This window comes from Nonomuraea sp. NPDC049649, from assembly GCF_040675175.1.
GTDB lineage: Bacteria > Actinomycetota > Actinomycetes > Streptosporangiales > Streptosporangiaceae > Nonomuraea.
In genome coordinates this window covers 81,794-106,642 of the sequence record NZ_JBFAOH010000002.1, presented here as the reverse complement: position 1 = coordinate 106,642, position 24,849 = coordinate 81,794, and the positions used below count along the sequence as shown (strand labels likewise).

Below are 24,849 nucleotides of genomic sequence, written 5' to 3'. Positions count from 1 at the left end.
ATGCACAACGGTGAACTCGTGGTCCGGCTCGACCGCGTGGGCAAGGTCTACGGCACGGGCGCCTCGGCCGTCACCGCCCTGGAGGACGTCACCTACGGCTTCGCCCGCGGTTCGTTCACCGCCGTGATGGGGCAGTCCGGGTCGGGCAAGACCACGCTGCTGCAGTGCGCGGCGGGGCTGACCCGGCCCACTTCGGGCACGGTCCGCATCGGCGGCGCCGACCTGGGCGTGTTGAAGGAGGCCGAGCTGGCCGCCATGCGCAGGGAACGGGTGGGGTTCGTGTTCCAGGCGTTCAACCTGCTCCCGGCGCTGACCGCGCGGGAGAACATCGAGCTGCCCCTGCGGCTGGCGGGCCGGCGGCCCGACCCGGAGTGGATGCGGGAACTGGTCGACAGAGCAGGCATCGCCAGGCACGTACATCGCCGCCCGCACGAGCTGTCCGGCGGGCAGCAGCAGCGCACGGCGATCTGCCGGGCGCTGGCGGCCCGGCCGGAGGTCGTCTTCGCCGACGAGCCGACCGGCAACCTCGACAGCCGCTCCGGCCAGGAGATCCTGGCCATGCTGCGCGGCATCGCCGACGGTCTCGGGCAGACCGTCGTCATGGTCACCCACGACGCCGCCGTGGCCGCGCACGCCCACCGGGTGCTCTTCCTCGCCGACGGGCGGCCGGCGGACGTCATGGAGGCCCCGACGGCGGAGCGGCTGGCGGCGGCGATCACCGGTCAGCCGCGTCGGCCGGGCGTCACCAGGCCCGCCTCGTAGGCGACGATCACCGCCTGGGCCCGGTCACGGACACCGAGCTTGGCGAACAGGTCGCTCACCCGGTTCTTCACCGTCGACAGGGCCAGCCCGGTGTCGTCGGCGATCTCCTGGTTGGACAGCCCATGCGCGATGAGCTCCAGCATCTGCCGCTCGCGGACGGTGAGTGCGGACAGCTCGGCGGGCACCTCGACCGCCCGCGGCCTGGACGGGCGGACGAACGTGGCGATGAGCCGGAGCAGCAGCCGGGGCGCGAGCGTGGCCTCGCCCCGGTGGACGATCCTGATGCCCTCGATCAGTTCCTCCGGCGAGACGTCCTTGGGCAGGAAGCCGGAGGCGCCCGCGCGCAGCGCCGCCACGACGTTCTCCTCCAGGTCGAACGTGCTCAGCGCCAGCACCCGGGTCCGTGGCAGCTCGGCGACGATCCGCTCGGTGGCCGTCACCCCGTCCATGCCGGGCATGTGCAGGTCCATCAGCACCACGTCGGGGCGCAGTTCGCGGCTCCTCCGTACCGCCTCGTGGCCGTCGCCCGCCTCGCCGGCGGCCACGAGACCGTCGCCGGTCTCCAGCAGCATCCGCAGCCCCGCGCGGACCAGCACCTGGTCGTCCACGAGCAGCACTCTGATCACGTCTTCTCCAGCAGGGGGATGCGGGCGCGCACCACGAAACCGCCCTCGGGCGCCGGCCCGGCCTTGAGCTCGCCGCCGCAGAGTGAGACCCGCTCGGCCATCCCGGCCAGGCCCAGCCCCACCCCGGGGGCGGACGTGCCGGGCCCGTCGTCGGCCACCTCCACTTCGACCAGGCCCGGTGAGAACGCGAGCCGGACGCGGGACCGGGCGCCCGCCGCGTGCTTGCGGGTGTTGGTGAGCGCCTCCTGGACGATCCGGTAGACCGCGTGGTCGACGGTCGCGGGCAGCGTGACGGCCTCTCCCGTGATGGTCAGCTCGGCGTCGCCGGACTCCTCGACCAGCACGGGCAGCCGGGCCACCCCGACACCGGAATGGTCGTCCGCCTCCTCGCCGTCGGCTCGCAGGACGTCGAGGAGCTGCCGCATCTCCGCCATCGCCTGCCGGGCCGTCTCCTCCCCGGTGAGCAGCGTCCGCCCCGCCTGCTCAGGGTCGGCCGGGATCTGCCTTCTGGCCACGCCCATGTAGAGGTTGACGACGCTGACGTGGTGGGCGATGACGTCGTGCAGCTCGCGGGCGATGCGCCGGCGTTCCTCCCGTACGGCGCGCTCGGCCGCGTCCTGCTCGCGGCGGCGCGCCAGCTCCGCGCGCAGGCGCAGGATGTGACCGGCCGCGATCGGCGCCGCCGGGGTGAGCAGCAGCGCCAGGGCCGTCCCCGGAGGGCCGCCCAGCGACGGCTGGTGCAGCCAGGCCGCGCCCGCCACGACCGCCGCCGAGGTCCCGAGCGACGCGGCGGCGGGGGCGTGCCGGCCCACCCGGTAGAGCGCGATCAGCACGGCGCTGACCGGGGCGTCGTAGCCGGGCGGCAGCGTGCCCACCGCGTAGAGCACCCCGGTGAGCAGGGCCACCGGGACCGGGTGGCGGCGGCTCAGCGGCATCAGCGCGGCGGCGCTGACCGACACCAGGATGCCCTTCGGGGACGCCGCCGCCAGAGCGTCGGGCAGCTCCAGCGCGAGCACCACGAGGGCGGGCGCGAGATCGCCCAGCTGGGCGCGCCGCGCCCGGCCGAGCGTCAGCCACGACATGGGCCCAGCGTATGTCGTGAACGATCAGTGCCCGCGCCTGCTCGGTGAATCAGTGCGCGGGCTGTGGCTGCTTGGTGAAGTGGGCGCGGCAGTGAGCGCAGCAGAATCCGTACGTGGTCCCGCCCAGTTCCAGCGTGACCGCCCGGTCCTGGCGGATCGTGGCCCCGCACACCGGGTCGACGTAGGTGCCCGGGGGCGCGTCTTCGGGTGCCTGCCGCTTGGCGCCCTCGATCAGGGACAGGACGTCGGTCGACCGGTGGACCCGGCCCGCGACTCCGTACCCGCCCTGGGGCACGCCGAAGACGTGCACGATCACGTCACCGCCCGGCACCGCGGCGGTGACCCGGGTGATGAGGTGCTCGCTCATCTCCTTCGCCCACGCGGGCGCGTACACGTTCACCACGCACCGCGCCGGGCCGCTGGTCACCCAGACGGCGGGCTCGTGCACCACGACGTGGCCGAGCGAGTCGAGCAGGGCCAGCACGCCCGGGTCCGCGGCCTCCTCGGTGCCCTCGAAGAGCCGGCTGGGCGTCAGCCCGGCGGCCAGCCGCCGCAGCTCCTCCTCGCCGAACGCGCCCGGGCGTGCGTTGACCTCGATGAACAGCATGTCCGTCCTTCCTCACGGTTTCCGCCCCGAGCGTGCGGGAACGCGCTGTCAGGCGGCGCACAGGTGCCTGTCATGTTTGACGCCGCTCCGGCAGCGGCTCATGATCGGCGCATGTCTCCCCGCGCCGCCGCCCTCGCCGTGCTCCTGGTGCTGACGCAGGTGGCGGGCTGCGGCGAGGACCCGGCCGCCGGACGCGAGGCCATCCTCGCTCCTCCATCCGGGTCGATGACCCCCAGTCCGGGGCCGCCGGCAGAGCCCTCGCCGACGCCGTCCCGGCCGGATCTGGCGTCGTCCCTGGCGGCGCCGATGGCGACCGGGGCTCCGCTCGCCGCGACTGGGCCGCCGCGGTTCTTCGTCACCGCCAGGACGGCCGTCGTCCGTTTCCCCGACGGGTCCAAGACGGCGGACCTCACGCCTGTGCCGCCTGCCGTGCACGACGCCGCGACCGGGCGGTTGATCGCGGAGGTCCCGCTGCCGCCGGGGGTCGAGTCGTCGTGGAAGCTCGCGGCGGCGGCGCCGGACAACCGCACGTTCCTGCTCTCCGGCCATACCGGGCTCGGGGAGGTGCGGTTCTTCCGGGTACGTCTCGACGGGAACGGGCATCCCGGCCCGCCCGAGCCGGTCCCGCACTCCGGCGGGAAGATCGCCGGAATGCGGCCGGTGCTGGCCATGAGCCATGACGGGACCAGGTTCGCCTTCGCCGACATGCTCCCCGGAGGCGCGATCGTCGCCGTGGTCGACATCGCCACCGGGGCGCGGCGCGACTGGGCGGCCGGAGAGGGTCCGGCGGTGACCGGCCTGTCCTGGTCCCCCGACGGGCGGCGGATCGCCGTGGCGAACGGCGGCTGGGGCATCGGCGAGCTGGACCTCGCCGCCCCCGGCTCCGACCTGCTCGCCGCCACCCGCCTGGTCAGGCCGATGACCGGTATGCCGCTGCTGGGGTCGGTGGCCTACGCCCCGGACGGCGAGTCGCTGATCTACTCGGCGGGCCACGACATCGAGCGCGTTCCCGTCGGCGGCGGGGAGCCGGAGGTGCTCGCCCGGCTGTCCCCGCCCCGGGGCGCGTCGTTCAGCATCCGGTTCGACCTCGACGGCACCGGACGTCACCTGCTCTACACCCAGGATTGGCGGCTGCACCGCACGGACCTGCGGGACGGCTCCAGCGACTCGGTCCCGATCGGCCGGCCCTCCGGCGGCCTGTCACCCGACGCCACCTGGTAGACCCCTTTTGGATCGATCGTTACAGAAGGTGCTACAGTCGACTATTGAACTGACCGATCCAAAATTTCGGAAGAAGGACATCTCTCATGGGGCTACTTGAGGGCAAGACCGCTGTCGTCACCGGAGGCAGCACCGGGATCGGTCTGGCCAGTGCCGCGAGGCTGGTCGCCGAGGGTGCGTACGTGTTCATCACCGGCCGGCGCAAGACGGAGCTCGACGCGGCCGTCCAGTCACTGGGGTCGTCGGCCACCGGCGTGCTCGGCGACATCGCGAATCTGGACGACCTGGACCGGCTCTACGACACGGTCCGCGACCGGGGCCGGGGCCTGGACGTGCTGTTCGCGAACGCATCGATCGCCGAGTTCGCCAGGCTGGAGGAGATCACCGAGGAGCACTTCGACACCCTCTTCGGCATCAACGCCCGGGGCACGCTCTTCACCGTCCAGAAGGCGCTGCCCCTGCTCAACGACGGAGCCTCGGTGATCCTGAACGGCTCCACCAACGCGGAGGCCGGCGATCAGGCGTTCGGCGTGTACGCGGCGGCCAAGGCCGCCACCCGCTCGTTCGCGCGTACCTGGGCCAACGAGCTCAAGGAGCGCGGCATCCGGGTCAACACCGTCACGCCCGGCCCGATCGACACTCCCGGCCTGGCGGGGCTGGCCCCCGACCCGGAGCGGCCCGACGACTTCAGGCGGCAGCTGGGCGGGCGCGTGCCGCTGGGCCGGCTGGGGCGCCCGGAGGAGGTCGCCGCCGCCGTGGCCTTCCTGGCCTCGGAGCAGAGCAGCTTCATCACCGGTTCGAGCCTGTCCGTCGACGGCGGCCTGAACCAGATGTGACGAGCCGTCAGGCCGGCTCCCAGGCGAAGCCGTCCGGGTCGGTGAAGGAACCGGCGTCGCCCGCGACGGCCAGCCGGTGCGAGCCGGTGCCGTCGGGGGCCACGCCCGCGACCTTCGCCAGGGCCCGGCGCTTGTGGAGGGACAGCCTGACCTGGCTCGTGTCGAACTCGACGTAGCGGCGGCCGAAGCTCCGGCCCACGGCGAAGCCGCGGTCGGCGTAGAACCGCTTGCTCGCGGCCACGTCGGCGACGCCGAGTTGGAGCACCATCTCGTCGATGTGTCGGGTGGCGGGGCCGGTGTCCTTCTTGGAGGAGGACGCGACCGTCCAGATCGTGCCGTCGGGGGCCTGGACGACCCCGCCGTAGCCCCAGAGCGACTTCGCGGCCGGCTTCAGCGCCGTGGCGCCGGCCGCGTCGGGGTCGTCCACCTCCAGGACGACGCAGGTGATGGAAGCCATGGGGTCACGCTACGCGCCGCCGGGGCCCCCACTCCTCGCATCCGAGCCGGTTGCGTGATCATGCTGTGCACCAATTGCGCATTTTCGCAATTGATGAGGTAGCATGGAAGATGACTGTCTTAGAATAGGGGTGGAATGTGAGCGGGCCTTTCGCCGCCGCGATCAGGGAGCGGGCGCGCCAGGTGCGCGCCGCACTGGAGACGGCGCGCCGCGATGACGACCCGGAGGCGCTGATCGTCGCCGAGGGCGAGTGGGACGACGTCCAGAGGGTGGCCCGCGACCACGACATCGAGCTCGGCCCCGACGGCGGAGTGGCCGCGTGAAGTCTGTGCCTCTGTACGAGGCGAAGGCGGAGCTGTTCCGCCTCCTCGGACACCCCGTACGAATCCGTGTCCTGGAGCTGCTGCAGGAAAGCCCGATGCCGGTGCGCGACCTGCTGGCCGCCATCGAAGTAGAGCCTACCGGGCTGTCGCAGCACCTGGCCGTGCTGCGCCGCTCCGGCATGGTGGCCGCCCATCGCGAAGGCTCCACCGTCGTCTACTCCCTGGCCGGCGGCGACGTGGCCGAGCTGCTGCGCGCCGCCCGCAAGCTGCTGACCCAGATGCTGACCGGTCAGCGTGAGCTCCTCACCGAACTGCTGCAGGCGGAGACCGAAACTCATTGAACCGACTTCTCTCCTCGGGCTGGGCCCGAGTTCGTTCCCTCCTGCCCGCACGCGCCGACATGGTGGCGATGACCCGCCGCCCCCGCCGTGACCTGCTCGCCGGCCTCACCGTCGCCATCGTGGCGCTGCCGCTGGCGCTCGGCTTCGGCATCTCGTCCGGCATGGGCGCCGAGGCCGGCCTGGCCACCGCCGTGGTGGCCGGTGCCCTGGCCGCCGTGTTCGGCGGCTCCGGGCTGCAGGTGTCGGGGCCGACCGGCGCGATGACCGTGGTGCTGGTGCCGATCATGGCCCAGCACGGCGCCAGCGGCGTGCTGACCGTCGGCGTGCTCGCGGGCCTCATCCTCGTCGCGCTGGCGCTGGCCCGGGCCGGCAAGTACATGGCTCTGGTGCCCGCGCCCGTGATCGAGGGCTTCACCATCGGCATCGCCTGCGTGATCGGGCTCCAGCAGGTGCCCGCCGCGCTCGGCGTGCCCACTCCGGAGGGCGAGAAGGTCGTCGTCGTGGCCTGGCAGGCCGTGCAGGACTTCGTGGCCCGCCCGCAGTGGTGGGCGGTGGCCATCGCGCTGGCCGTCGCCGCGATCATGCTGGTGGGGGCGCGCTGGCGGCCGACGGTGCCGTTCTCGCTGCTGGCCGTGGCCGCCGCCACCGTCGTGGTCGAGCTGACCGGCCTTCCGGTGGCCGCCATCGGCGAGCTGCCCGCCGGGCTGCCCGCGCCGTCGCTCGCCTTCATCGACCCCGCCGCGCTGTCGTCGCTGATCGCTCCCGCGATCGCGGTCGCCGCGCTGGCCGGGCTGGAGTCGCTGCTGTCGGCGGCCGTCGCCGACGGCATGACCGTCAACCACAAGCATGACCCCGACCGCGAGCTGTTCGGGCAGGGGCTGGCCAACCTGGCCTCGCCGCTGTTCGGCGGTGTCCCGGCCACCGGCGCCATCGCCCGCACGGCGGTGAACGTCCGCTCCGGCGCCACCTCCCGGCTGGCGTCGCTGGCGCACGCCGCCATCCTGGCCGCGATCATCTACTCGGCGGCCGGGCTGGTGGCGAAGATCCCGCTGGCCGCGCTGGCGGGAGTGCTGCTGGCCACCGCGGTCCGGATGGTCGAGGCCGGCTCCGTCAAGGCGATGGTCCGCTCGACCCGCAGCGATGCCGTGGTGCTGGTGCTGACCGCTATCGCGACGCTCGCGCTCGACCTGGTCATGGCGGTCATCATCGGCATGCTGGTGGCCGGCGCGCTGGCGCTGCGGGCGATCGCGCGCCAGGTCCGCCTGGACGCGATGCCGATCCACCAGGACCTGCCGGGCGACCACACCGACGAAGAGCTGAAGCTGCTGTCGGAGCACATCGTCGCCTACCGGCTGGACGGGCCGCTGTTCTTCGCCGCCGCGCACCGCTTCCTGCTGGAGCTGACGGAGGTCGCCAACGTGTCGGTGGTGATCCTGCGCATGTCCCGCGTCACCACCATAGACGCGAGCGGCGCGCTCGTGCTCGGCGACGCCATCTCGCGGCTGCGCAGTCGCGGCATCGTCGTGTACGTGTCGGGGCTCAAGGTCGGTCACCACAAGCCGTTGCAGGCGCTGGGCGTGATGCAGCGGCTGGCCGACGAGGGCCGCGTGTTCGACACCACTCCCGAGGCGATCGCCGCCGCCCGCCGGCACCTCCACCACAAGGGCATGATCCCGGTCGGCGCCGGTTAGGATCGGGGGATGCGACCTGAGGCCACGCCGATCCTCGACTGGTCACATCCCCGCATCCTGAGCCTGGCGGCCGAGGCCGGAGAGCCGCGCGACGATCGCGCTGTGCTGATCGCCGCCCACCGGCTCATCACCGCACGGATCCGGCCGATCTACGCGCTGAACGAGAAGCAGCCCGTCTCCACCACCCTCGCCCTCGGGCAGGGTTCGTGCAGCCAGCGCCTGGCGCTCCTGGAAGCCGTCGCCCGGGCCCGCGGGATCCACACCCGGGTCAGGGGGCTGCTGGTCGACGGGCGATTCTGGTATCCGCGCTTTCCCCGGCTGCGGGCGCTGATCCCGCGCCGGGTGGTCCTGGCCTGGCCCGAGTTCCTCCTCGACGGCCGGTGGGTGCCGGTCTCGGAGCTCTTCGGCGACCTGGAGACGCTGCGCGCGGGCGGCGGGTTCGCCAACAGCGGCGGCGAGACCCTCTTCGACGCGGTCGCCCGCACGGCTGTCGACTGGGACGGCGTCACCTGCTCCTCATGCGACCTCTCCGGCCACGTCGTGGCCGATCTGGGCCATTTCTCCTCTCGCGACGCCCTGTTCGACAGGCACGGGCAGACGCTGTGCCCGCCTGTCCGCGTCTCCGCGGACCTCGCCATGAGATTTTGCCGAACCGGCAAAGAAGTTTGCCGATCTGCCGGGTGAGGGCGGACCATCGTCCGGAAACGGAGGTGCGTCATGTCGAAGATCGACCGTACGAACGAAGCCGTCGCGGAGGACTGGTGGGACGCCCGCTACCGGGAGAGCAGCCGGGTCTGGAGCGGGCGGCCGAACCTGATCCTGGCCAGAGAGGTGCCCGGGCTGAAGCCCGGGACGGCGCTCGACCTGGGGTGCGGTGAGGGGGCGGACGCCATCTGGCTGGCCCAGCGGGGCTGGCGGGTGACGGCGGCCGACGTCTCCGGGGTGGCGCTGGAACGCGCGGCGCGGTTCGCCGCCGAAGCGGGAGTCGCGGACCGGATCGACTTCCAGCGGCACGACTTCGCCGACTCCATCCCCGCGGGCACGTACGACCTGGTGTCCGCGCACTACCTGCACGCCTACCACGGACTGCCGCGCGAGCGGGTGCTGCGCGCGGCCGCGCGGGCGGTCCCGCCCGGCGGCACGCTGCTGATCGTCGGCCACGCCGGATGGGCGTCCTGGCAGCACGACCACCCGGAGGACGTGCACTTCCCCACCCCGCGCGAGGTGCTGGACTCGCTCGACCTGGCGGCGGGCGAGTGGGAGGTGGAGCTCTGCGAGGAGTTCGAACGCGCCCAGGACTCGCCCGACGGAACCCCGGGCACCCGCACCGACAACGTGCTGAGAGTCCGCCGATTGGACCCCTGACGAGAGGTCACGGGACCATGAGAGGGTGCTCAACTCGTACTGGTATGCCAATCCCGCCGCCCGCGACTGGAAATGCCCGCCCCCGCCGGACCGGGCCAGGGAGTTCCACGCCACCCTGACCGGCTACTCCCCCACCCCGCTGATCGAGCTGCCCACGCTGGCCGAGGAGCTGGGGGTGGGACGGCTGCTGGTCAAGGACGAGTCGTCGCGGCTGGGGCTGCCGGCGTTCAAGGCACTCGGGGCGTCCTGGGCGATCCACCGTGTCCTCGAACGGCGGGAAGGGCCGCTGACGCTGGTCACCGCCACCGACGGCAACCACGGCCGGGCCGTCGCGCGGATGGCCGCGCTGCTCGGGCAGCGGGCCCGGGTGTTCGTCCCCGGCGGCGTGCACCCCGAGGCCGTGGCCGCCATCGCCGGCGAAGGCGCCGAGGTCACCGAGGTGGACGGCGCCTACGACGAGGCGGTCGAGCAGGCCGCGTCGGCCGCCGCCGAGCCGGGCGCGGTGCTCGTCCAGGACACGGCCTGGGCCGGTTACGAGGAGACGCCCGGCTGGATCGTCGAGGGGTACGCGACCCTCTTCGCGGAGCTGGACGAGCAGCTCGGCGAGACGCCGGGGCTGGTGGCCGTGCCCGCGGGCGTCGGCTCTCTCGCCCAGGCGGCCGTGACCCACTACCGGGCGCGGCGCGGCACCGCCGTCATGACCGTGGAGCCGGAGACCGCCTCCTGCGTGCTGACGAGCCTGCGCGCCGGGGAGCCGGTGCGGATCGACACCGGTGACACGATCATGGCTGGGCTCAACTGCGGCACCCCGTCCAGCCTGGCCTGGCCGTACCTGCGGAACGGCCTGGACGCGGCCGTCGCCGTCCCCGACGACGAGGGCGCCCGCGCCGCCAGGGACCTGCTGGCACTGGGCGTCGACGCGGGACCGTGCGGCGCGGCCTCCCTGGCGGGGGTGCGGGCCGCGCTGGGCTCCGATGAGCGCCGCTCGGCGCTCGGCCTGCGCCCCGGCGTCGCGGTGGTGCTGCTCAACACCGAAGGCACCACCGCGAACCCGGCGCTCTCCCCGGCGGGCCTCACAGACTGAGCGCCGTCTCTTCTGCGCCCGTGTAGCCGATGCGGCGGTACCACTCGTTGCCGAGGAGCTGGGCGCGCGCCTGCTCGGGCAGCGAGGTCAGCATCGTCACGGACCCGCCCCGGGCCACCTCGGTCTCGTGCGCCAGGATCGCCGCCCACTTGCGCTCGGCCCACGGCCCGACGTCCAGATGCGTGGTGATCTGCTCGTCGGGGACGCCGGGCAGGGTCTGGCCCGGGTTCGGCGGCGCGCCGAAGACCGACTCCCACTGCGACGCGATGACCGAGCGCGGCACCGTCGCCAGGTAGACGGCGCGGGGCCGCCAGGGCTCGCCCGTGCCCGGGTAGAGCTGGTCGTACCCGGCCGCCTCGACCGCGGCGAGCGTCACCCGGTGGGCGTGCACGTGGTCGGGATGCCCGTAGCCGCCGTACCCGTCGTAGGTGAGCACCACGTCCGGCCGGAACTCCCGGATGTGCTCGACCACCCGGCCCACCGCCTCGTCGAACGGCACGTCCAGGAAACGCGGGCGGCCAGGCGCCGAGTCCGGATCGCGGGCGTCGGCGTAGCCGAGCGGGCGCGGCTCGCCCGCGCCGAGGATCTCCAGCGACGTGCGCAGCTCGGCCATCCGGGGGCCCGCCGCCCAGGTGCAGGTCACGACTGCGGTGCGGGCGCCCTCGTCGGCGTACCGGGCGAGCGTGCCGCCGGTCCAGATCGCCTCGTCGTCCGGGTGGGCGTGCACGCACAGCACGCTCGGGGTCACGGGCCCTCCTCGAAGATCGCGGACTCGTACTTGAGTATCACGGGCGAAGCCACTCTCCAGCGGGACGCGCGCTACAAGGCGACATTTCTAGATTCGCCCCATGACGTCCCTGCGCCACCTCGCCCACCGGATCGACACCGCCACCCCGCCGGGCCGCGACCGGGCCATCGACGGGCTGCGCGCGCCGGCGATCCTCGGCGTCGTGCTCGGGCACTGGCTGGTGACCGCGCTGGTGGTCCCCGGCCACACCGTGCGCGCGAGCAGCCCGCTGCGGGCGATGCCGGAGCTGGCCCCGGTGTCCTGGGTGTTCCAGACGTTGGCCGTGTTCTTCCTGGTGGGCGGGCTGGTGAACGGCCGGCGTACTCGTCCGTACGGTGCATGGCTGAAAAGACGGCTGACCCGCCTGTTCCGGCCGGTCGGCGCGCCGGCGGCGGTGTGGGCGCTGGCCGTGGGCGCGATGTTCGTGGCGGGGGCCGAGCTGGAGACGGTGCGTGTGCTGGGCAAGCTGGCGGTGTCGCCGCTCTGGTTCCTGCTGGTGTTCGCGCTGCTGACCGCCGCAACCCCGCTGGTGTCGCGGCTGCACCCGGGGTGGCCGCTCGCCGCCGTCGCCTGCGTCGATCTGCTGCGGTACGGGCTGGGCGGGCCGTCCTGGCTGGGCGAGGTGAACGTGGTGGCGGCCTGGCTCGTGCCGTACTGCCTGGGCCTGACCTGGGCGCGGCGCGGCCTGCCGGGGCCGGCGGCCGGATGGGCGCTGACGGCCGGCGGCGCGCTCGCCGTGGCGGCGCTGGTGGCGTGGGGCGGGTACCCGGCCGCGATGGTCGGGGTGCCGGGCGCGCCGGTGTCGAACCTGGACCCGCCCACCCTGGCCGCCGTCGCCTTCGGGCTCGCCCAGTGCGGCGCCGCGGCGCTGCTGGCCGGGCCGCTGCGGCGGCTCCTGGCCGGGCCGGTCGCGTGGGCGGCGGTGGCCGCGGTCAACCTCGCGGCCATGACCGTCTTCCTCTGGCACCAGACCGCCATGATCGCCGTCACCGTCGCCGCGCTGCACACCGGCGCCCGCCTGCCCGGCCTGCACACCGCCCCCGACGGACCCGGCTGGATCGCGGCACGGCTGCTCTGGCTGCCGGTCTTCGCCGCCGCGCTGGCCCTGTGCTGCCTGCTTTTCCGTACGTACGAGCGATCTTCGAGTCGTAGGGTGGAGACGTGATCGGGACCCTGCGGTCGGACCTGTGGACGGTGGCGGCGGATCCGCTCCCCCGCATGCGCGGCCCCCGCGCGCTGTCCCGGCTGCCGCACGTCCTGGTGGTGCTCTGGGCGTTCTTCCTGATCCACCACGCGAGCCTGGAGGGCGACCCGGTCGTCTCGCTGCTGGCCCTCGGGCAGGGGGCGGCGCTGGTGCTGGCCCTGGTCCGGCCGGTCCCGGCCTGGTGGGTCTCGCTCGTCCTGATGATGGCGGGCTCGCAGACCTTGATCCATGAGGCCGGCACGCCGTTCTCCTGGTCGCACTCGGCCATGGGGCTGCAGGCGGCGCTGATGCTGCTGGTGGCGCTGCGGGTCAGGTCGCGGGTGCTGGCCGGGATGATGGCGATCACCGTGCTGGCCGCGCTGGCGTGCCTGACCGGCAGTCCGGCCTCGCACACGGGAGCGGCTGGGGTGTGGCTGATCGTCATCGTGGGCGCGGCGGTGATCGGGGCCGCGCTGCGGGGCGTGCGGGTGACCCGCACCCAGCTCGTCGTCCAGGAGGAGGTCACGGCCGAGGAGCGGGCGCGGCGGGCGGTGCTGGAGGCGCGCAACCGGATCGCCCGGGAGCTGCACGACGTGGTCGCCCACCACATGTCGGTGATCTCCATCCAGGCGCAGGTGGCCCCGCACCTGGTCGAGAACCCGTCGCCGGAGCTGAAGGAGAACCTGGCCGGCATCCGGCAGAACGCCGTGGAGGCGCTCGCCGAGCTGCGGCGCGTCCTCGGCGTGCTCCGCTCGTCCGACGGGCTGGCGGACGACGCCCCGCAGCCCACCCTGGACCAGACGGACGAGCTGATCGCCAAGGTCCGGGCCGCGGGCATGGACGTCACCGCCACCGTCACCGGCGAACGCCGGCCGCTCTCGCCGGGCATCGAGCTGTCGGCCTTCCGCATCCTCCAGGAGGCGCTCAGCAACGCCATGCGGCACGCCCCCGGCTCCTCCGTGCGGGTCGAGCTCGCGTACCTGCCCCGCACCCTCGCGCTGACGGTGCGCAACACCGCCCCGCCCGGGCCCGCCCCGCCCTCGCGCGGGGCCGGGCTGGGCCTGCTCGGCATGCGCGAACGCGCCGCCATGCTGGGCGGCGACCTGGCCGCCGGCCCCGTCCCCGGCGGCGGCTACGAGGTGACCGCCACGCTCCCCGCGGAGGACGACGCATGATCCGGGTGCTCGTCGCCGACGACCAGGCGATGGTCCGCCAGGGCTTCACCGTGCTGCTGAACGCCGAACCCGGCATCGAGGTCGTCGGGCAGGCCGTGGACGGCCTCGACGCCGTCGACAAGGTGGCCGAGCTCTCCCCCGACGTGGTGCTGATGGACATCCGGATGCCCCGGTTGAGCGGCATCGAGGCGGCCCGCCGGGTCAGCGGCGCCGTCAAGGTGCTGGTGCTGACCACGTTCGACCTCGACGAGTACGTGTACGAGGCGCTGCGGGCGGGCGCCTCCGGGTTCCTGCTGAAGGACGCCTCGGCCGCCGAGCTGGCCCAGGCGGTGCGGGTGGTGGCCGCCGGCGACGCCCTGCTGTCGCCGGGGGTGACCAGGCGGCTCATCAGCGAGTTCGCCCGCCTGGCCGGGCCCCGGCCCAGCATGGACCGCGTCGCCGGCCTGACCGAGCGCGAGACCGAGGTGCTGACCCGGATCGCGCAGGGCCTGTCGAACGCGGAGATCGCCGAGCGGCTGGCGCTGGCCGAGCAGACGGTGAAGACCCACGTCAGCCGCATCCTGGTCAAGCTGGGCCTGCGCGACCGCACCCAGGCGGCCGTCTTCGCCTACGAGACGGGCCTGGTCCGGCCGCCCGGGCTCAGGTGAGCGCGGGTGCGGGCGGGGTGTCGGTGAGCGCGAAGTAGCGGTGGGTGGCGAGAGGGTTCACGTTGTCCTCCTCCAGCTCGGCCAGGACGAGCTCGTAGAACTCCTCCTCGTCCTTGACGTTCTGGTTCGCCCGCACGACCCGGCTGATCACGTCGTCGCGCACCTGGGTGAAGCTGGCCTGGCCCGTCTCGTCGGCCCAGGCGATGCCTTGCGCGATCTCCTCGTAGAAGGGGGCGAACCTGGCGTCCCTGCGGCTCGTCGGCACGGCCCCGTCGATGGCGCGGACGATCGTGTTCCCGACCCTGTCGGTGCTGAGATCGGAGAGGTCGGCGTGGTAGTAGATGACGGCCTTGTCGCCCTTGAGCGGCTCCGAGTCGGGTCTCGGCTTGGTGGGGTTGAAGCTCAGGAGCACCTTGAACGAGGCCAGGTACGGGCTGATCAGGCGATCCTCGAACAGCGCGATCATGGCGTCGGCGAGCGGGAGGGCGTTCTCCTGTGACCAGAGCCCGACGACGATGCGGCGGAACGCCTCCTTCCGCTGCCGGGATCGGTGATTGTAGTTCAGGAAGTGGAAGTAGTCGTCCGAGTCAGGCTTGAGGAGCACGGTCAGGAGCGGGCCGTTCTGGGCGAGGAACTCGTACTTGTTCTCTGTGGTTCCTATTATGTATTTTTCCATCGCATCCAGTGGCGTCGACTTCCGGAAATATCCGCTATCGAAGGTGCTCATGGCGTCGTAATGGGCGGCCAGTTTCGTCTCGTAATCCGCTTTCCGGTCACCGCTGCTGGAGTTGTAGAAGGTTTCGTATTCGGTGGTGATGTAGAGCTTGTCGGCGAGGAGTTTGTTCGCGAAGATCGACTGCTTGAAGTGGACGGCGTCCCGCTTCGGGTTGCGCTTTCCGCGTACCGGGGTGGCGACCTCGTCTGGGGCGTTGCCTTTGCCGAACATGACTGAACCTCCGCTGCCGGTGAAGTGAATCCGGCGCCTATGGTTCACCAAGCGCATCCCCGTGAGAACTATCGTTCCGGCCACATGATGACTACGCACCGCTATTACCGAAAACACGAACCTTTACGCACGTTCGAAGCGCAATTCTGTATTTTTCGGAAGAATCTGGAAAAGTCAGACGCCGAAGGCGGCCGGGTAGCGGATGGTGCCGGACGGCACCGGCCGCGCCGGGTCGAAGACGAGCACCATCATCGAGGCGTCATCCACCTCGAAGGGCGCCCGGATGGCGTGGCGCGAGGCCGGGACGAAGCCGAACCGGGGGTAGTAGGCGGCGTGGCCGAGCACCAGCACCAGGTTCTCGCCCTGCCGCCGGGCGGCGTCCAGCGCGGCGCGGATGGCGGCCGAGCCGGCGCCCTGCCGCTGGTATTCGGGGCGGACGGCGCACGGGGCCAGGGCCAGCGCCGGGGACCCGTCGACGTGGCAGCGGGTGAGCAGCGCGAATCCGGCGATGTGGCCGCCGGGCGTCTCGGCGACCCAGGACAGGCCCGGGATCCACGCCCGCGGGTCGGCCCGCAGCGCGTCGACCAGGTCGGCCTCCGCCGGGGTGGGAAAGGCGGCCAGGTTGACCTCGCGGACGGCGGAGCGGTCGGCCTCGGTCTCGGGCCGGGCGAGCCAGGTCATGCGCCGCTCCTCATCGCCTGCTTCGGAAGGTATGCAGGCTAGCTTACGGCCGCTTGATATTGAGATTCCTGTCCCCGGCCCGTGCCTCCGGGCTGACTCGCACGTACGTGGCGGCCTTCCTCGACCACCACCTGAAGGGGAGCAGGCAGCCCTTGCCGGACGAGCCCTCTGCCCGCTTCCCCGAGGCCGAGCATCACGCCCCGGCGCTGAACGCCCCGGCGTGATCGCGGGCGAAGTCGGCGACGTCGCGCGGCGGGCGGCCGAGCAGGGCCGCGACCGTGTCGGTGGTGAGGTCGCCCCACCCGGTGGCGTACGCCTGCGCGTACTCCTCCAGCATGTCGGCCACCCACGCGGGCATGCCGTGGCCGAGCAGCGCCTTGCGCTTGGCCTCGTCGCTGACCGGCAGGTAGGTGATCGGCCTGCCCCACGCGCGGCTCAGCTCGGCGGCGACCTCGTCGAACGTCAGCGAGCGCGGGCCGGTGAGCGTGTAGGTCCTGCCGTGGTGACGGTCCGGGCCGTCGAGGAGGACGCGGGCGGCGCACGCGGCGATGTCGTGGACGTCGATCATGCCGACGCGGGCGGTGTCCATGTTGAGGGAGAACGTGCCGGTGGCGGCGATGTCGTCCGCCTCGTTCAGCAGGTTCTGCATGAACCAGTGCGGGCGCAGGATCGTCCAGCGCAGGCCGGAGTGTTCGAGCTCCTGGTCCGACAGCGCGTGCAGCCTGCCGCTGCGGTTCGGCGCGTCGGGCGCCGCCCCGATCACGGACAGCCGCACGACGCGCTCCACCCCGGCCCGGCGCGCGGCCCACAGGGCGTTCATGCTGTTCTCCGGGGCGCGCGGGCTGTTCGGGGTGAGCAGCCACAGGTCCTGCACGCCCTCGAAGGCGGGCGGCAGCGTCTTGGGGTCGTCCAGGTCGCCGACGCGTATCTCCGCGCCTTGCGGGGCTCTCGACTCGTCGCGGACCAGGGCGCGCAGGGTGACGCCGGTCCCGGCCAGTGCGTTCATCAGCGCGGTGGACACGGTTCCGGTGGCCCCGGTGATCAGGACGGTGCGTGACATGGCTGTCTCCTTCAGGGTCGGGTGGCCGATCCGGCGGGCGCCGGGTGGGCCGGGGTCTTCGGGGTCGTGCGGCCGGAGGTGACGCGTTCCAGGACCCACAGGGCGACGGCGCCGGCCGAGAGGACGCCGCCCAGGAGGGACACGCCGGCCCAGCCGCCGTGCACCCAGATCACCGACGTGAGCGCGGAGCCCGCCGCGCCGCCGGCGAAGAACGCGGTCATGAAGGCGGAGTTGATCCGGTTGCGGGCCTCGGGCCGGAGCGCGTAGATGACGTTCTGGCTGCTGTTGAGCACGGCCTGATGGGCCAGGTCCAGGACGAGCACGCCGGCGAGCAGCCAGAACAGCGAGCTCGCCCCCGCGCCGAGCGCCAGCCAGGACGCCACCAGCAGGATCGTCCCGGCGCCGCTCACCACCTGGACGAGCCCCCGGTCGGCCAGCCGTCCCGCCACCGTGGCGGTCACCGCCCCGGCGACGCCGATCAGGCCGACCAGGCCGATGGCCGACTCCGACCAGCCGTACGGCCCGGCCAGCAGGAACGTGAGCGACGTCCACAGCACGCTGAACGAGGCCATGCTCAGCGCCCCGATCCCGGCCCGCCACCGCAGCAGCGGCTCGTACCGGAACATCGCCAGCGTCGAGCGGAGCAGCCCGGCGTACGACAGCCGCTCGCCGTCCCCGCCGAGGCGGGGCAGGAAGATCCGCAGCAGCACGGCCATCAGCGCCATCAGCGCGGCGCTCACCCAGTAGACGGTCCGCCAGCCGCCCAGGTCCGCCAGCGCTCCGGAGGCGGTACGGGCGAGCAGCAGGCCGAGCATCAGCCCGGTCATCACCGTGCCGACCACCCGGCCGCGCTCCGCCGGGTCGGCCAGCGTGGCCGCGAACGGCACCACGACCTGCGCGGCGACCGAGGTCAGCGCGGTCAGCGCGGTGCTGACCAGGAGCACCGTGCCGTTGGGTGCGGCGGCCGACACCAGCAGGAACAGCGCGGTCGCCGCGTAGAGCGCCACGGCGAGCCGCCGCCGCTCCATCAGGTCGCCGAGCGGCACCAGCAGGATCAGCCCCAGCGCGTACCCGGCCTGCGCGGCCGTCACGGTCAGCGCCGCCAGCGAGGGCCCGAGCCGCAGCTCCTGGCCGATGAGGTCGAGGAGCGGCTGGGCGAAGTAGTTGCCCGAGACCGCCAGCCCTGTCGCGGCCGACATGAGCAGGAGCAGCCCGCGGGAAAGTTGCGGTCTGGATGTCATGCGTCCAGCTTCGGGGATCGACGATCAATGAGTCCAACACATGTTTGTCATATGAACGATCGTGCATCACGATTGATCCATGGAGCTCCAGCAGATGCGCTATGTCGTCGCCGTCGCCGAGACGCGCAACTTCACCCGCGCGGCCGAGCAGTGCCGGGTCGTCCAGTCCGCGCTGAGTCATCAGATCGCCCGGCTGGAGCGCGAGCTGGGCGCCAAGCTGTTCGACCGCACCAGCCGCCGCGTCCGGCTGACCCCCGCCGGTGAGGCGTTCCTCCCGGCCGCCCGCCAGGCCATCGACGCCGCCGAGCGGGCCCGCGCCGAGGTGGCCGCCGCCGCGGGCGAGATCCGCGGCAAGCTCGCCATCGGCACCATCCCGACCGTCACGGCCGTCGATCTGCCGGTCGCGCTGAAGCGGTTCCACCTGCGCCACCGGGCGGTGCGGATAACGCTGCGCTCCGGCGCCAGCGAGGACATGATCGAGCGGGTGCGGCAGGGCACGATGGACGTCGCCTTCCTGGGGCTTCCCCTGGGCTCGCGGCCCAAGGGGGTGCGCGGCCGGGAGCTGGCGCGCGGCGAGCTGGTCGCCGTGGTGTCGCCCGGCCATCCGCTCGCCGGGGCGGAGCGCGTGCCGCTGAGCCGGCTGGCGGACGAGCCGTTCGTCGACTTCCCCGCGGGCTCGGCCGGGCGGATCCAGTCCGACGACGCCTTCGCCGCGGCGGGCGTGCGGCGCGAGGTCGCCTTCGAGGTGTCGACCCCCGAGTTCATGGCCCGGCTGATCCGGGAGGGCCTGGTGATCGGCATGCTGCCCGCCGCCTTCACGCCCGCCCTCCCGGACCTGCCCGTCGTCCGGCTCAGCGACGCCCCGGGCCGGGTGGAGCACCTCATCTGGAGCCGGTTCCGGCCCTCCCCCGCCGCCTCGGCCTTCCTGTCCGCGCTGGGCGTGCCCGTGGCCGAGCAGGAGTCGTGACCTGCTTCAGCGGCTCATGGCGGTCTCGTGCTCGACCCGCGACAGCTTCTCGGGGTTGCGGACGACGTAGAGCCCGGTGATCAGGCCGTCGTCGAGGCGCACCGTCACGACGTTGTCGATCTCGCCCTCGAACCGGACGATCAGCGCCGGCCAGCCGTTGACCAGCACCGGCTCCGCCGTCACGCCGACGGGCAGCCTGGGCAGGCCGGCCGACAGCACGCGGGCCACCTTCTCGGCCCCCACGACGGGTCGGGGCAGCGCCTGCCTGACGCCGCCGCCGTCGCCCATCAGGACGACGTCCGGCGCGAGCCGGTCGAGCAGGCCCTGCAGGTCGCCCGTCTCGACCGCCCGCTGGAACGCCTGGAGCGCGCCGCGGGCCTGGGCCGGGGTGGCGGTTCCGCGCGGCCGGCGGGCCGCCACGTGGGCGCGCGCCCGGTGGGCGATCTGGCGGACCGTGGCCTGGCTCTTGCCGACCGCCTCGGCGATCTCGTGATAGGTCACGTCGAACACCTCGCGCAGCACGAACACCGCCCGCTCGGTCGGCTGCAGCGTCTCCATCACCAGCAGCATCGCCATCGACACGCTGTCGGCCAGCTCGACGTCCTCGGCCACGTCGGGCGAGGTGAGCAGCGGCTCGGGCAGCCAGGGGCCGACGTAGGACTCCTTGCGCCGGTCGAGGGTGCGCAGCTGGGTCAGCGCCTGCCGGGTGACGATCCGTACCAGATAGGCGCGCTCGTCCCGTACGGTGTCGAGATCCACGCCCACCCAGCGCAGCCACGTCTCCTGCAGCACGTCCTCGGCGTCGGCGGCCGAGCCCAGCATCTCGTAGGCGACGGTGAACAGCAGGTTGCGGTGGGCGACGAACGCCTCGGTGGCGCGGTCGCGGGCGCTTCCGGCGTCGCCGCGCCCCCGGGGCGCGGTCGGCGACGTGCCGGGCATGGGTGACTCCTCTTCACTCGCGGCTGTCTCACACACCAGACGCCGCTCCCCGCTGTTTTGTGACCGTTCTGTGGGCTATGTCACCTCGCCGTCACACGTGCCGCTCACCCGGCGTCTTGTGTTCGTACGCATCAGCACGAGTGAGGATGACGATGGAACCCCGATTCAACCTGTTCGACAGCCAGATCGCCATGACGTTCGCCAAGCGCATCCACGGCGCCGGGATGGCCGTCGAACAGTCGACGCTGCCCAAGGCCACGCGGGAGCTGGTGATGCTGCGCATCAGCCAGATCAACGGCTGCGCCCCCTGCGTCGACATCCACACCAAGGAGGCCACGGCCGCCGGCGAGACCCCGCTCCGGCTCAGCCTGGTCGCCGTCTGGCCCGAGGCGATCGTGTTCACCGAGGCCGAGCGGGCCGCGCTGGCGCTCGCCGAGGAGGGCACCCGGCTCGCCGACGCCGCCCCGGGTGTGTCCGACGAGACCTGGGCCGAGGTGCGCAAGCACTACGACGACGACCAGATCGGCGCGCTGATCGCCCTCGTCGCCATGGTCAACGCGGCCAACCGGATGAACGTGATCGTGCGCAACCCGGGCGGCTCCTACGAGCCCGGCATGTACGCGGGCGCGTTCGACTGACCCGTTTCACGGCCTGACTGCGCTGGGGAAGCCGGTCCAGCGCAGGCCGGGCGGGAGGTGGCTCAGGTCGTTGAACATCACCAGCGTGGGCGGCAGGCCGTCGCGGTACTCGATGACCGTCAGCGCGGTGTTGGCGCTGTTCAGCCCGAGCCACCTCACCGGTGGCGCGCCCAGGGCGTGCCGCACCAGCCAGGCGATCGGGTAGGCGTGCGTGATCAGGAGCTCGTGGGTGTCGGGCCGGGGCTGCGCGAACCGGGCCACCAGAGCGTCGGCGAGCCGCCGGCCCGAGGCCGCCTCCGCCTCGTCGTAGCCGTCGAAGAAACCGGCCCAGGACGGGGGCGTCTCCTCGGGGCTCGGGACGTAGGGCACGTGGTCGATGAGTTCATCGGCCTTCTTGACGGGGACGCCCGGCAGGTGCCGGGCGGCCTCGTGTGCGCTCGCGGCGGCGCGCGGGAGCGGGGAGTGCCACACGGCGTCCACCGGGACCTTGGTCAGCCGCTCGCCCAGCAGGGCCGACTGCCTGCGGCCGGTGTCGGTGAGGTTCCCGAACGCGTCGGCCTCGCCGTGGCGGGCCAGGTACAGGTGTCGTGTCATGAAATCTCCGTAGCTGTCGTGACCGTCCCGGCGTTGCCGTCGACGGTGATGAGGGCGCCGTCCCGGAGCCCGTCCATCGCGCCCCGCACGCCGAGGACAGCGGGGATGCCGTACTCGCGCGCCACGATCGCGGCGTGGGACAGCACGCCGCCGGTCTCGGTGACGACCCCGGCGGCGATACGCAGCAGCGGCGTCCAGGCGGGATCGGTGTACGGGCAGACGAGGATGTCGCCGGGCCGCACCCGCGCGAAGTCACCCGGCCCCCGGACGATCCTCGCGGCCCCGGTCGCGCTCCCCCGGCTCCCCGGCGTCCCGTTCAGCGCGCCGGTCGCGCCTTCTGGCGTCCCGGTGGTCCCGCTCTCTCCCGTCCCGGCCGGAGAGGTGCCCGGGACGGCGTCCTGCCTCCCGGTGAGCAGGGAGGCGGCCGGTGTTCCGGTGAGCGGGGTGGTGGATGCGTTCCCTCTGCTGAGGGGCGGAGGGAGGGCGGCGGTGACCGGTCTCGACTGGAGGATCCAGAGGTCGTCGCCGGTGATGGCCCACTCGATGTCCTGCCGGCCGCCCAGGACGGCGGCGATCCGCTCACCCACCGCGGCCAACCGTCGAGCGGTGGCGTCGTCGATCGCCGGACGGTTCCGGGCATGGGCGGGGACGTCGGTGGTGACCAGCCGGGTGCCGCGCCGGTCGAGGCGGGTCCGCTTGTCGGCGAGGGTGCGGCTGACCGGGCCGTCCGCGGTGACGGCGTAGGAGTCGGGGGTGACCTTGCCCTCCACGACGCTGGGCCCGAGCCCGTAGGACGCCTCGATCCGGGTCGGTTCGCCGGTGAACATGACGCCCGACACCTCGGCGTCCACCTGCCGCTGGACGATCACGGCCATGACGGGATCGCCGCCGCCGGAGGCCGCCCGGTAGCCGACGGCCCGGGGTGAATACAGCGAGGCCCAGCACGCCCGTACGGCCTCCGCCACCGCGCCGGCGCCGCACACGGCGAGGAAGCTCTCGTGCTGGCCCGCCGCCGACGCCCGCGCGCCGTCCTCGCCGGACGCCGACGACCGCACCGCCACGGGCGGATCGCCCAGCTCGGCGAGCGCGCGCCCGATCGCGCCGGCGTCGAGGCGCGCGCGGTACGCGGCGAACGGGACGACGAAGCCGCCGGGAACCGGCAGGCCCGCGCGGAGCAGCGTGCCCAGCGCGCCGGCCTTGCCCCCGCAGGTGTCGGCGTCGGCCTCGCCGAGGGGTACGAGCATCAATCCAGCCTTTCAACGTTTTGTTGACAACGTTTCGTTGATTCTGCATGCTGAGGCCCATGCAACGCAAGGACGACATCGCTCGGAGCGCGCGGGCCGACCACGCCCAGGCCCACCGCGAGAAGGAAGCGCGCGAGCACCTGATGCGGCTGGGCGCCGACGCGCTCGGCCCCCGCCCGTGGCGGCCCGCGCCCATGCCGCCGTCGGCGATCGACCTCGCCCACTTCGCCCTCTGGCGCGGCACCGACCTGAGCCCGGAGGACATCCTGAGCGCGCTCGCCCTCCTGCCCGCCGCCCGCGCCGAGGTCGAAGGGCTCGAAAGCGGCCTGCTGTTCACCGCCAGGAGCGCCGGGCTGACCTGGGCCCAGATGGCCGACGCGATGGGGTTCAACTCTCCGCAGGCGTGCCAGCAGCACTACACTCGCCTCACCGCCCGGCAGGGAGGCGGCTCATGACCCGGGAATCCGCAGCCGACCTGCTGGTCCTGCACGCCGTGCGCGTCACCGGGTTCGGCGACACCCCCGTGATCGCCCGCCGCTACGGGCTCGACCCGGCCGAGACGAAGGAGATGCTGCTCGACGCCGAGGCCCGCGGCTGGGTCGCCTACAGCTCCTTCGCGGGCGACGGCGGCTGGTCACTGACCGAGGCGGGGAAGGCCGAGAACGAGCGGCGGCTCGCGGAAGAGCTCGCCGGGACCGGCCGGGCCGATGAGGTCCACGACGTCTACCGCACGTTCCTGCCGCTCAACGCCATCCTGCAGCGGGCCTGCACCGACTGGCAGCTCCGGCCCGCCGACGGCGACCGGCTCGCCGTCAACGACCACTCCGACCCCGCATGGGACGCCGGAGTCCTCCATGAGCTGGCGAACGTCGACCGGGCGCTCAAGCCGCTGGCCGACCGGCTCGCGCGCGTGCTCGGCCGGTTCCGCGGCTACGACACCCGGTTCAGCTCGGCGCTGGCGCGCGCCCAGGCCGGGGACGGCGGCTGGGTCGACCGTACCGACGTCGACTCCTGCCACCGGGTCTGGTTCGAGCTCCACGAGGACCTGATCGCGACCCTCGGCCTGACCCGGGACGGCAGCTGAGGCGTCCTGTCAGCGGGCGTGTCAGGGCGGCGACGGGCCGGTGTCAGCGCGGCGGGCGAGGGTGGGCGTCATGGAACACGTCTTCACCTCGCTGCCCGCCGCGCGCCGGCCCGGCTGTCCGTTCGACCCGCCGCAGGAGCTGGTCCAGGCCCGCGAGCGCGGCCCGATCAGCCGCTACCTCTTCCCAGGCGGGAAGCAGGGCTGGCTGATCACCGGATACGACCTGGTCAGGGCGGTCCTGGCCGACCAGCGGTTCAGCTCGCGGAAGGAGCTGATGCTCCACCCGTCGATCGACGTCTCCGGCATGGAGATCCCGCCGGCGCCGCCCGGCGAGTTCCTGCTCATGGACGAGCCGCAGCACGGGCGCTACCGCCGGCCGCTGGTGGGCAAGTTCACCGTGCGGCGGATGCGGCAGCTCGCCGAGCGCGTCGAGCAGATCACCGCCGACCACCTGGACACCATGGAGAAGACCGGGCCGCCGGCGGACCTGGTGACCGCGTTCGCCAAGCCCATCCCCGCCGTCGTGATCTGCGAGCTGCTGGGGGTTCCCTACCAGGACCGGGGCTCCTTCCAGGAGCAGGTCGACAAGTTCCTCGGCGGGGAGACGAGCGACGAGGAGCTGATCGCGGCCTACACCGCGACCCAGGACTATCTCGCGGAGCTGGTCGCCGCCAAGCGCGCGAACCCCACCGACGACGTGCTCGGCGACCTGACCGGCGAAGACCTGACCGACGAGGAGCTGCGCGGCATCGCCCTGATCCTGCTGGCGGCCGGGCTCGACACCACCGCGAACATGCTGGCACTGGGCACCTTCGCGCTGCTGCGCCACCCGGCCCAGCTGGAGGCGCTGCGCGCCGAGCCCGCGCTCATCGACAGCGCCGTGGAGGAGCTGATGCGGTACCTGAGCGTGGCCAAGACGTTCATGCGGACCGCGCTGGAGGACGTCGAGCTCGGCGGCCACACGATCGAGGCCGGCACGACGGTGATCCTGTCGTACCACACCGCCAACCGCGACCCCGGGCGCTTCCCCGACCCCCACACACTCGACCTGCGCAGGCAGAACGGCGGCCACCTGGCCTTCGGCCACGGCATCCACCAGTGCCTGGGCCAGCAGCTGGCCCGCGTCGAGATGCGGGTCGCCTTCCCCGCGCTGCTGAACCGCTTCCCCACGCTCCGGCTGGCCGTCCCGCCCGGCGAGGTCGCCCTGCGCCCGGAGACCGCGGACATCTACGGGGTCAAGAGCCTGCCCGTCACCTGGGAGGCGTGAG

30 protein-coding genes are annotated in these 24,849 nt (G+C 73.0%); 18 read left to right on the top strand and 12 right to left on the bottom strand.

Annotated elements, in window-relative coordinates; translation table 11 throughout:
• Positions 1-762 (top strand): ABC transporter ATP-binding protein, encoded by a 762-nt coding sequence (locus AB0J42_RS03670; RefSeq protein ID WP_364288474.1) that lies wholly within the window; start codon positions 1-3, stop codon positions 760-762.
• Here AB0J42_RS03670 and AB0J42_RS03665 read toward each other — a convergent pair.
• From AB0J42_RS03665 to AB0J42_RS03655, 3 genes are read right to left on the bottom strand one after another with little or no spacing between them, the layout of a single operon-like run.
• Positions 723-1,388, bottom strand: a complete 666-nt coding sequence (locus AB0J42_RS03665; RefSeq protein WP_364288472.1) for a response regulator transcription factor — start codon at positions 1,386-1,388, stop codon at positions 723-725. The genes AB0J42_RS03670 and AB0J42_RS03665 overlap by 40 nt on opposite strands.
• Positions 1,385-2,470, bottom strand: coding sequence for a histidine kinase (locus AB0J42_RS03660; protein WP_364288469.1), 1,086 nt, complete (start codon positions 2,468-2,470; stop codon positions 1,385-1,387). Before AB0J42_RS03660 ends, AB0J42_RS03665 begins: the two co-directional genes overlap by 4 nt.
• A 49-nt stretch (positions 2,471-2,519) precedes the next feature.
• Entirely contained in the window at positions 2,520-3,077 is a 558-nt protein-coding gene (locus tag AB0J42_RS03655) for a YHS domain protein (protein ID WP_364288466.1), read from the bottom strand.
• A 111-nt stretch (positions 3,078-3,188) separates the two neighbouring features.
• Between AB0J42_RS03655 and AB0J42_RS03650 the strand changes: the two genes are divergently transcribed.
• Both AB0J42_RS03650 and AB0J42_RS03645 read left to right on the top strand, forming a co-directional pair.
• Positions 3,189-4,298: a hypothetical protein gene (locus tag AB0J42_RS03650; RefSeq protein WP_364288463.1), complete on the top strand. Its 1,110-nt coding sequence runs from the start codon at positions 3,189-3,191 to the stop codon at positions 4,296-4,298.
• A gap of 86 nt (positions 4,299-4,384) precedes the next feature.
• Positions 4,385-5,134: an SDR family oxidoreductase gene (locus AB0J42_RS03645; RefSeq protein ID WP_364288460.1), complete on the top strand. Its 750-nt coding sequence runs from the start codon at positions 4,385-4,387 to the stop codon at positions 5,132-5,134.
• A gap of 7 nt (positions 5,135-5,141) precedes the next feature.
• On the opposite strand, the gene AB0J42_RS03640 is transcribed toward AB0J42_RS03645, so the two are convergent.
• Positions 5,142-5,591 carry a hypothetical protein gene (locus AB0J42_RS03640; RefSeq protein WP_364288457.1) on the bottom strand — a complete coding sequence of 150 codons (450 nt, stop codon included), beginning with the start codon at positions 5,589-5,591 and terminating at the stop codon, positions 5,142-5,144.
• A gap of 137 nt (positions 5,592-5,728) precedes the next feature.
• Between AB0J42_RS03640 and AB0J42_RS03635 the strand changes: the two genes are divergently transcribed.
• The 6 genes from AB0J42_RS03635 to AB0J42_RS03610 all read left to right on the top strand — a co-directional run bounded on the left by AB0J42_RS03635 (position 5,729) and on the right by AB0J42_RS03610 (position 10,395).
• Positions 5,729-5,914 (top strand): hypothetical protein, encoded by a 186-nt coding sequence (locus tag AB0J42_RS03635; protein ID WP_364288454.1) that lies wholly within the window; start codon positions 5,729-5,731, stop codon positions 5,912-5,914.
• Positions 5,911-6,255 carry a metalloregulator ArsR/SmtB family transcription factor gene (locus AB0J42_RS03630; RefSeq protein WP_364288451.1) on the top strand — a complete coding sequence of 115 codons (345 nt, stop codon included), beginning with the start codon at positions 5,911-5,913 and terminating at the stop codon, positions 6,253-6,255. Before AB0J42_RS03635 ends, AB0J42_RS03630 begins: the two co-directional genes overlap by 4 nt.
• A gap of 68 nt (positions 6,256-6,323) precedes the next feature.
• Positions 6,324-7,946, top strand: coding sequence for a SulP family inorganic anion transporter (locus AB0J42_RS03625; protein WP_364288448.1), 1,623 nt, complete (start codon positions 6,324-6,326; stop codon positions 7,944-7,946).
• Between the two features lie 9 nt (positions 7,947-7,955).
• The gene (locus AB0J42_RS03620; RefSeq protein WP_364288445.1) at positions 7,956-8,630 is read left to right on the top strand and encodes a transglutaminase domain-containing protein; all 675 of its coding nucleotides are present in this window, start codon (positions 7,956-7,958) and stop codon (positions 8,628-8,630) included.
• A gap of 33 nt (positions 8,631-8,663) precedes the next feature.
• On the top strand, positions 8,664-9,311 hold the full coding sequence (locus AB0J42_RS03615; protein WP_364288442.1) for a class I SAM-dependent methyltransferase: 648 nt from the start codon (positions 8,664-8,666) through the stop codon (positions 9,309-9,311).
• 25 nt (positions 9,312-9,336) lie between these two features.
• On the top strand, positions 9,337-10,395 hold the full coding sequence (locus AB0J42_RS03610; RefSeq protein WP_364288439.1) for a pyridoxal-phosphate dependent enzyme: 1,059 nt from the start codon (positions 9,337-9,339) through the stop codon (positions 10,393-10,395).
• Here the strand turns inward: AB0J42_RS03610 and AB0J42_RS03605 are convergent.
• Positions 10,385-11,143 (bottom strand): PIG-L family deacetylase, encoded by a 759-nt coding sequence (locus AB0J42_RS03605; protein WP_364288436.1) that lies wholly within the window; start codon positions 11,141-11,143, stop codon positions 10,385-10,387. The genes AB0J42_RS03610 and AB0J42_RS03605 overlap by 11 nt on opposite strands.
• 100 nt (positions 11,144-11,243) lie before the next feature.
• Here AB0J42_RS03605 and AB0J42_RS03600 point away from each other — a divergent pair, with 100 nt between their 5' ends.
• The 3 genes from AB0J42_RS03600 to AB0J42_RS03590 are packed head-to-tail and all read left to right on the top strand — an operon-like array spanning position 11,244 to position 14,187.
• Positions 11,244-12,347, top strand: coding sequence for an acyltransferase (locus AB0J42_RS03600; protein ID WP_364288433.1), 1,104 nt, complete (start codon positions 11,244-11,246; stop codon positions 12,345-12,347).
• The gene (locus AB0J42_RS03595; protein ID WP_364288430.1) at positions 12,344-13,540 is read left to right on the top strand and encodes a sensor histidine kinase; all 1,197 of its coding nucleotides are present in this window, start codon (positions 12,344-12,346) and stop codon (positions 13,538-13,540) included. The genes AB0J42_RS03600 and AB0J42_RS03595 overlap by 4 nt, the downstream gene beginning before the upstream one ends.
• Positions 13,537-14,187, top strand: coding sequence for a response regulator transcription factor (locus AB0J42_RS03590; protein WP_364288427.1), 651 nt, complete (start codon positions 13,537-13,539; stop codon positions 14,185-14,187). The genes AB0J42_RS03595 and AB0J42_RS03590 overlap by 4 nt, the downstream gene beginning before the upstream one ends.
• On the opposite strand, the gene AB0J42_RS03585 is transcribed toward AB0J42_RS03590, so the two are convergent.
• Positions 14,180-15,133: a hypothetical protein gene (locus tag AB0J42_RS03585; RefSeq protein ID WP_364288424.1), complete on the bottom strand. Its 954-nt coding sequence runs from the start codon at positions 15,131-15,133 to the stop codon at positions 14,180-14,182. The genes AB0J42_RS03590 and AB0J42_RS03585 overlap by 8 nt on opposite strands.
• A gap of 174 nt (positions 15,134-15,307) precedes the next feature.
• Positions 15,308-15,814 carry an N-acetyltransferase gene (locus tag AB0J42_RS03580; RefSeq protein WP_364288421.1) on the bottom strand — a complete coding sequence of 169 codons (507 nt, stop codon included), beginning with the start codon at positions 15,812-15,814 and terminating at the stop codon, positions 15,308-15,310.
• A 53-nt stretch (positions 15,815-15,867) separates the two neighbouring features.
• Between AB0J42_RS03580 and AB0J42_RS03575 the strand changes: the two genes are divergently transcribed.
• A complete protein-coding gene (locus tag AB0J42_RS03575; RefSeq protein ID WP_364288418.1) occupies positions 15,868-16,038 on the top strand; it encodes a hypothetical protein in 171 nt (56 codons plus the stop codon).
• On the opposite strand, the gene AB0J42_RS03570 is transcribed toward AB0J42_RS03575, so the two are convergent.
• A complete protein-coding gene (locus tag AB0J42_RS03570) occupies positions 16,008-16,874 on the bottom strand; it encodes an SDR family oxidoreductase (protein ID WP_364288415.1) in 867 nt (288 codons plus the stop codon). The two genes, AB0J42_RS03575 and AB0J42_RS03570, sit on opposite strands and share 31 nt — an antisense overlap.
• 11 nt (positions 16,875-16,885) lie before the next feature.
• Entirely contained in the window at positions 16,886-18,115 is a 1,230-nt protein-coding gene (locus AB0J42_RS03565; RefSeq protein ID WP_364288412.1) for an MFS transporter, read from the bottom strand.
• Positions 18,116-18,194: 79 nt separating this feature from the next.
• Between AB0J42_RS03565 and AB0J42_RS03560 the strand changes: the two genes are divergently transcribed.
• Positions 18,195-19,082, top strand: coding sequence for a LysR family transcriptional regulator (locus tag AB0J42_RS03560; protein WP_364288409.1), 888 nt, complete (start codon positions 18,195-18,197; stop codon positions 19,080-19,082).
• Positions 19,083-19,088: 6 nt separating this feature from the next.
• Here AB0J42_RS03560 and AB0J42_RS03555 read toward each other — a convergent pair whose 3' ends face one another.
• Positions 19,089-20,021 (bottom strand): RNA polymerase sigma-70 factor, encoded by a 933-nt coding sequence (locus tag AB0J42_RS03555; RefSeq protein ID WP_364288406.1) that lies wholly within the window; start codon positions 20,019-20,021, stop codon positions 19,089-19,091.
• A gap of 152 nt (positions 20,022-20,173) precedes the next feature.
• Here AB0J42_RS03555 and AB0J42_RS03550 point away from each other — a divergent pair, with 152 nt between their 5' ends.
• Complete coding sequence (locus AB0J42_RS03550) at positions 20,174-20,659, top strand: carboxymuconolactone decarboxylase family protein (protein ID WP_364288403.1); 486 nt, start codon at positions 20,174-20,176, stop codon at positions 20,657-20,659.
• Between the two features lie 6 nt (positions 20,660-20,665).
• On the opposite strand, the gene AB0J42_RS03545 is transcribed toward AB0J42_RS03550, so the two are convergent.
• Positions 20,666-21,253, bottom strand: coding sequence for a histidine phosphatase family protein (locus AB0J42_RS03545; RefSeq protein WP_364288400.1), 588 nt, complete (start codon positions 21,251-21,253; stop codon positions 20,666-20,668).
• On the bottom strand, positions 21,250-22,497 hold the full coding sequence (locus AB0J42_RS03540; RefSeq protein WP_364288397.1) for a PEP/pyruvate-binding domain-containing protein: 1,248 nt from the start codon (positions 22,495-22,497) through the stop codon (positions 21,250-21,252). The genes AB0J42_RS03545 and AB0J42_RS03540 overlap by 4 nt, the downstream gene beginning before the upstream one ends.
• A 59-nt stretch (positions 22,498-22,556) precedes the next feature.
• On the opposite strand from AB0J42_RS03540, the gene AB0J42_RS03535 reads away from it, so the two are divergent.
• The 3 genes from AB0J42_RS03535 (at position 22,557) to AB0J42_RS03525 (ending at position 24,848) form a co-directional block, all read left to right on the top strand.
• Positions 22,557-22,952, top strand: coding sequence for a DNA-binding protein (locus AB0J42_RS03535; RefSeq protein ID WP_364288395.1), 396 nt, complete (start codon positions 22,557-22,559; stop codon positions 22,950-22,952).
• Positions 22,949-23,581 (top strand): transcriptional regulator, encoded by a 633-nt coding sequence (locus AB0J42_RS03530; RefSeq protein WP_364288392.1) that lies wholly within the window; start codon positions 22,949-22,951, stop codon positions 23,579-23,581. The genes AB0J42_RS03535 and AB0J42_RS03530 overlap by 4 nt, the downstream gene beginning before the upstream one ends.
• Before the next feature lie 70 nt (positions 23,582-23,651).
• Positions 23,652-24,848 carry a cytochrome P450 gene (locus tag AB0J42_RS03525; protein WP_364288389.1) on the top strand — a complete coding sequence of 399 codons (1,197 nt, stop codon included), beginning with the start codon at positions 23,652-23,654 and terminating at the stop codon, positions 24,846-24,848.
• Position 24,849 lies beyond the last annotated feature (1 nt).

Bases quoted from the DNA above. Each gene is read 5' to 3' on its own strand.
- AB0J42_RS03565 (WP_364288412.1), bottom strand. From the start codon at position 18,115: ATGACATCCAGACCGCAACTTTCCCGCGGGCTGCTCCTGCTCATGTCG.
- AB0J42_RS03650 (WP_364288463.1), top strand. From the start codon at position 3,189: ATGTCTCCCCGCGCCGCCGCCCTCGCCGTGCTCCTGGTGCTGACGCAG.
- AB0J42_RS03585 (WP_364288424.1), bottom strand. From the start codon at position 15,133: ATGTTCGGCAAAGGCAACGCCCCAGACGAGGTCGCCACCCCGGTACGC.
- AB0J42_RS03645 (WP_364288460.1), top strand. From the start codon at position 4,385: ATGGGGCTACTTGAGGGCAAGACCGCTGTCGTCACCGGAGGCAGCACC.
- AB0J42_RS03625 (WP_364288448.1), top strand. From the start codon at position 6,324: ATGACCCGCCGCCCCCGCCGTGACCTGCTCGCCGGCCTCACCGTCGCC.
- AB0J42_RS03600 (WP_364288433.1), top strand. From the start codon at position 11,244: ATGACGTCCCTGCGCCACCTCGCCCACCGGATCGACACCGCCACCCCG.
- AB0J42_RS03525 (WP_364288389.1), top strand. From the start codon at position 23,652: ATGGAACACGTCTTCACCTCGCTGCCCGCCGCGCGCCGGCCCGGCTGT.
- AB0J42_RS03640 (WP_364288457.1), bottom strand. From the start codon at position 5,591: ATGGCTTCCATCACCTGCGTCGTCCTGGAGGTGGACGACCCCGACGCG.
- AB0J42_RS03615 (WP_364288442.1), top strand. From the start codon at position 8,664: ATGTCGAAGATCGACCGTACGAACGAAGCCGTCGCGGAGGACTGGTGG.
- AB0J42_RS03555 (WP_364288406.1), bottom strand. From the start codon at position 20,021: ATGCCCGGCACGTCGCCGACCGCGCCCCGGGGGCGCGGCGACGCCGGA.
- AB0J42_RS03660 (WP_364288469.1), bottom strand. From the start codon at position 2,470: ATGTCGTGGCTGACGCTCGGCCGGGCGCGGCGCGCCCAGCTGGGCGAT.
- AB0J42_RS03535 (WP_364288395.1), top strand. From the start codon at position 22,557: ATGCAACGCAAGGACGACATCGCTCGGAGCGCGCGGGCCGACCACGCC.
- AB0J42_RS03550 (WP_364288403.1), top strand. From the start codon at position 20,174: ATGGAACCCCGATTCAACCTGTTCGACAGCCAGATCGCCATGACGTTC.
- AB0J42_RS03670 (WP_364288474.1), top strand. From the start codon at position 1: ATGCACAACGGTGAACTCGTGGTCCGGCTCGACCGCGTGGGCAAGGTC.
- AB0J42_RS03580 (WP_364288421.1), bottom strand. From the start codon at position 15,814: ATGACCTGGCTCGCCCGGCCCGAGACCGAGGCCGACCGCTCCGCCGTC.
- AB0J42_RS03560 (WP_364288409.1), top strand. From the start codon at position 18,195: ATGGAGCTCCAGCAGATGCGCTATGTCGTCGCCGTCGCCGAGACGCGC.
- AB0J42_RS03655 (WP_364288466.1), bottom strand. From the start codon at position 3,077: ATGCTGTTCATCGAGGTCAACGCACGCCCGGGCGCGTTCGGCGAGGAG.
- AB0J42_RS03540 (WP_364288397.1), bottom strand. From the start codon at position 22,497: ATGCTCGTACCCCTCGGCGAGGCCGACGCCGACACCTGCGGGGGCAAG.
- AB0J42_RS03620 (WP_364288445.1), top strand. From the start codon at position 7,956: ATGCGACCTGAGGCCACGCCGATCCTCGACTGGTCACATCCCCGCATC.
- AB0J42_RS03590 (WP_364288427.1), top strand. From the start codon at position 13,537: ATGATCCGGGTGCTCGTCGCCGACGACCAGGCGATGGTCCGCCAGGGC.
- AB0J42_RS03570 (WP_364288415.1), bottom strand. From the start codon at position 16,874: ATGTCACGCACCGTCCTGATCACCGGGGCCACCGGAACCGTGTCCACC.
- AB0J42_RS03530 (WP_364288392.1), top strand. From the start codon at position 22,949: ATGACCCGGGAATCCGCAGCCGACCTGCTGGTCCTGCACGCCGTGCGC.
- AB0J42_RS03545 (WP_364288400.1), bottom strand. From the start codon at position 21,253: ATGACACGACACCTGTACCTGGCCCGCCACGGCGAGGCCGACGCGTTC.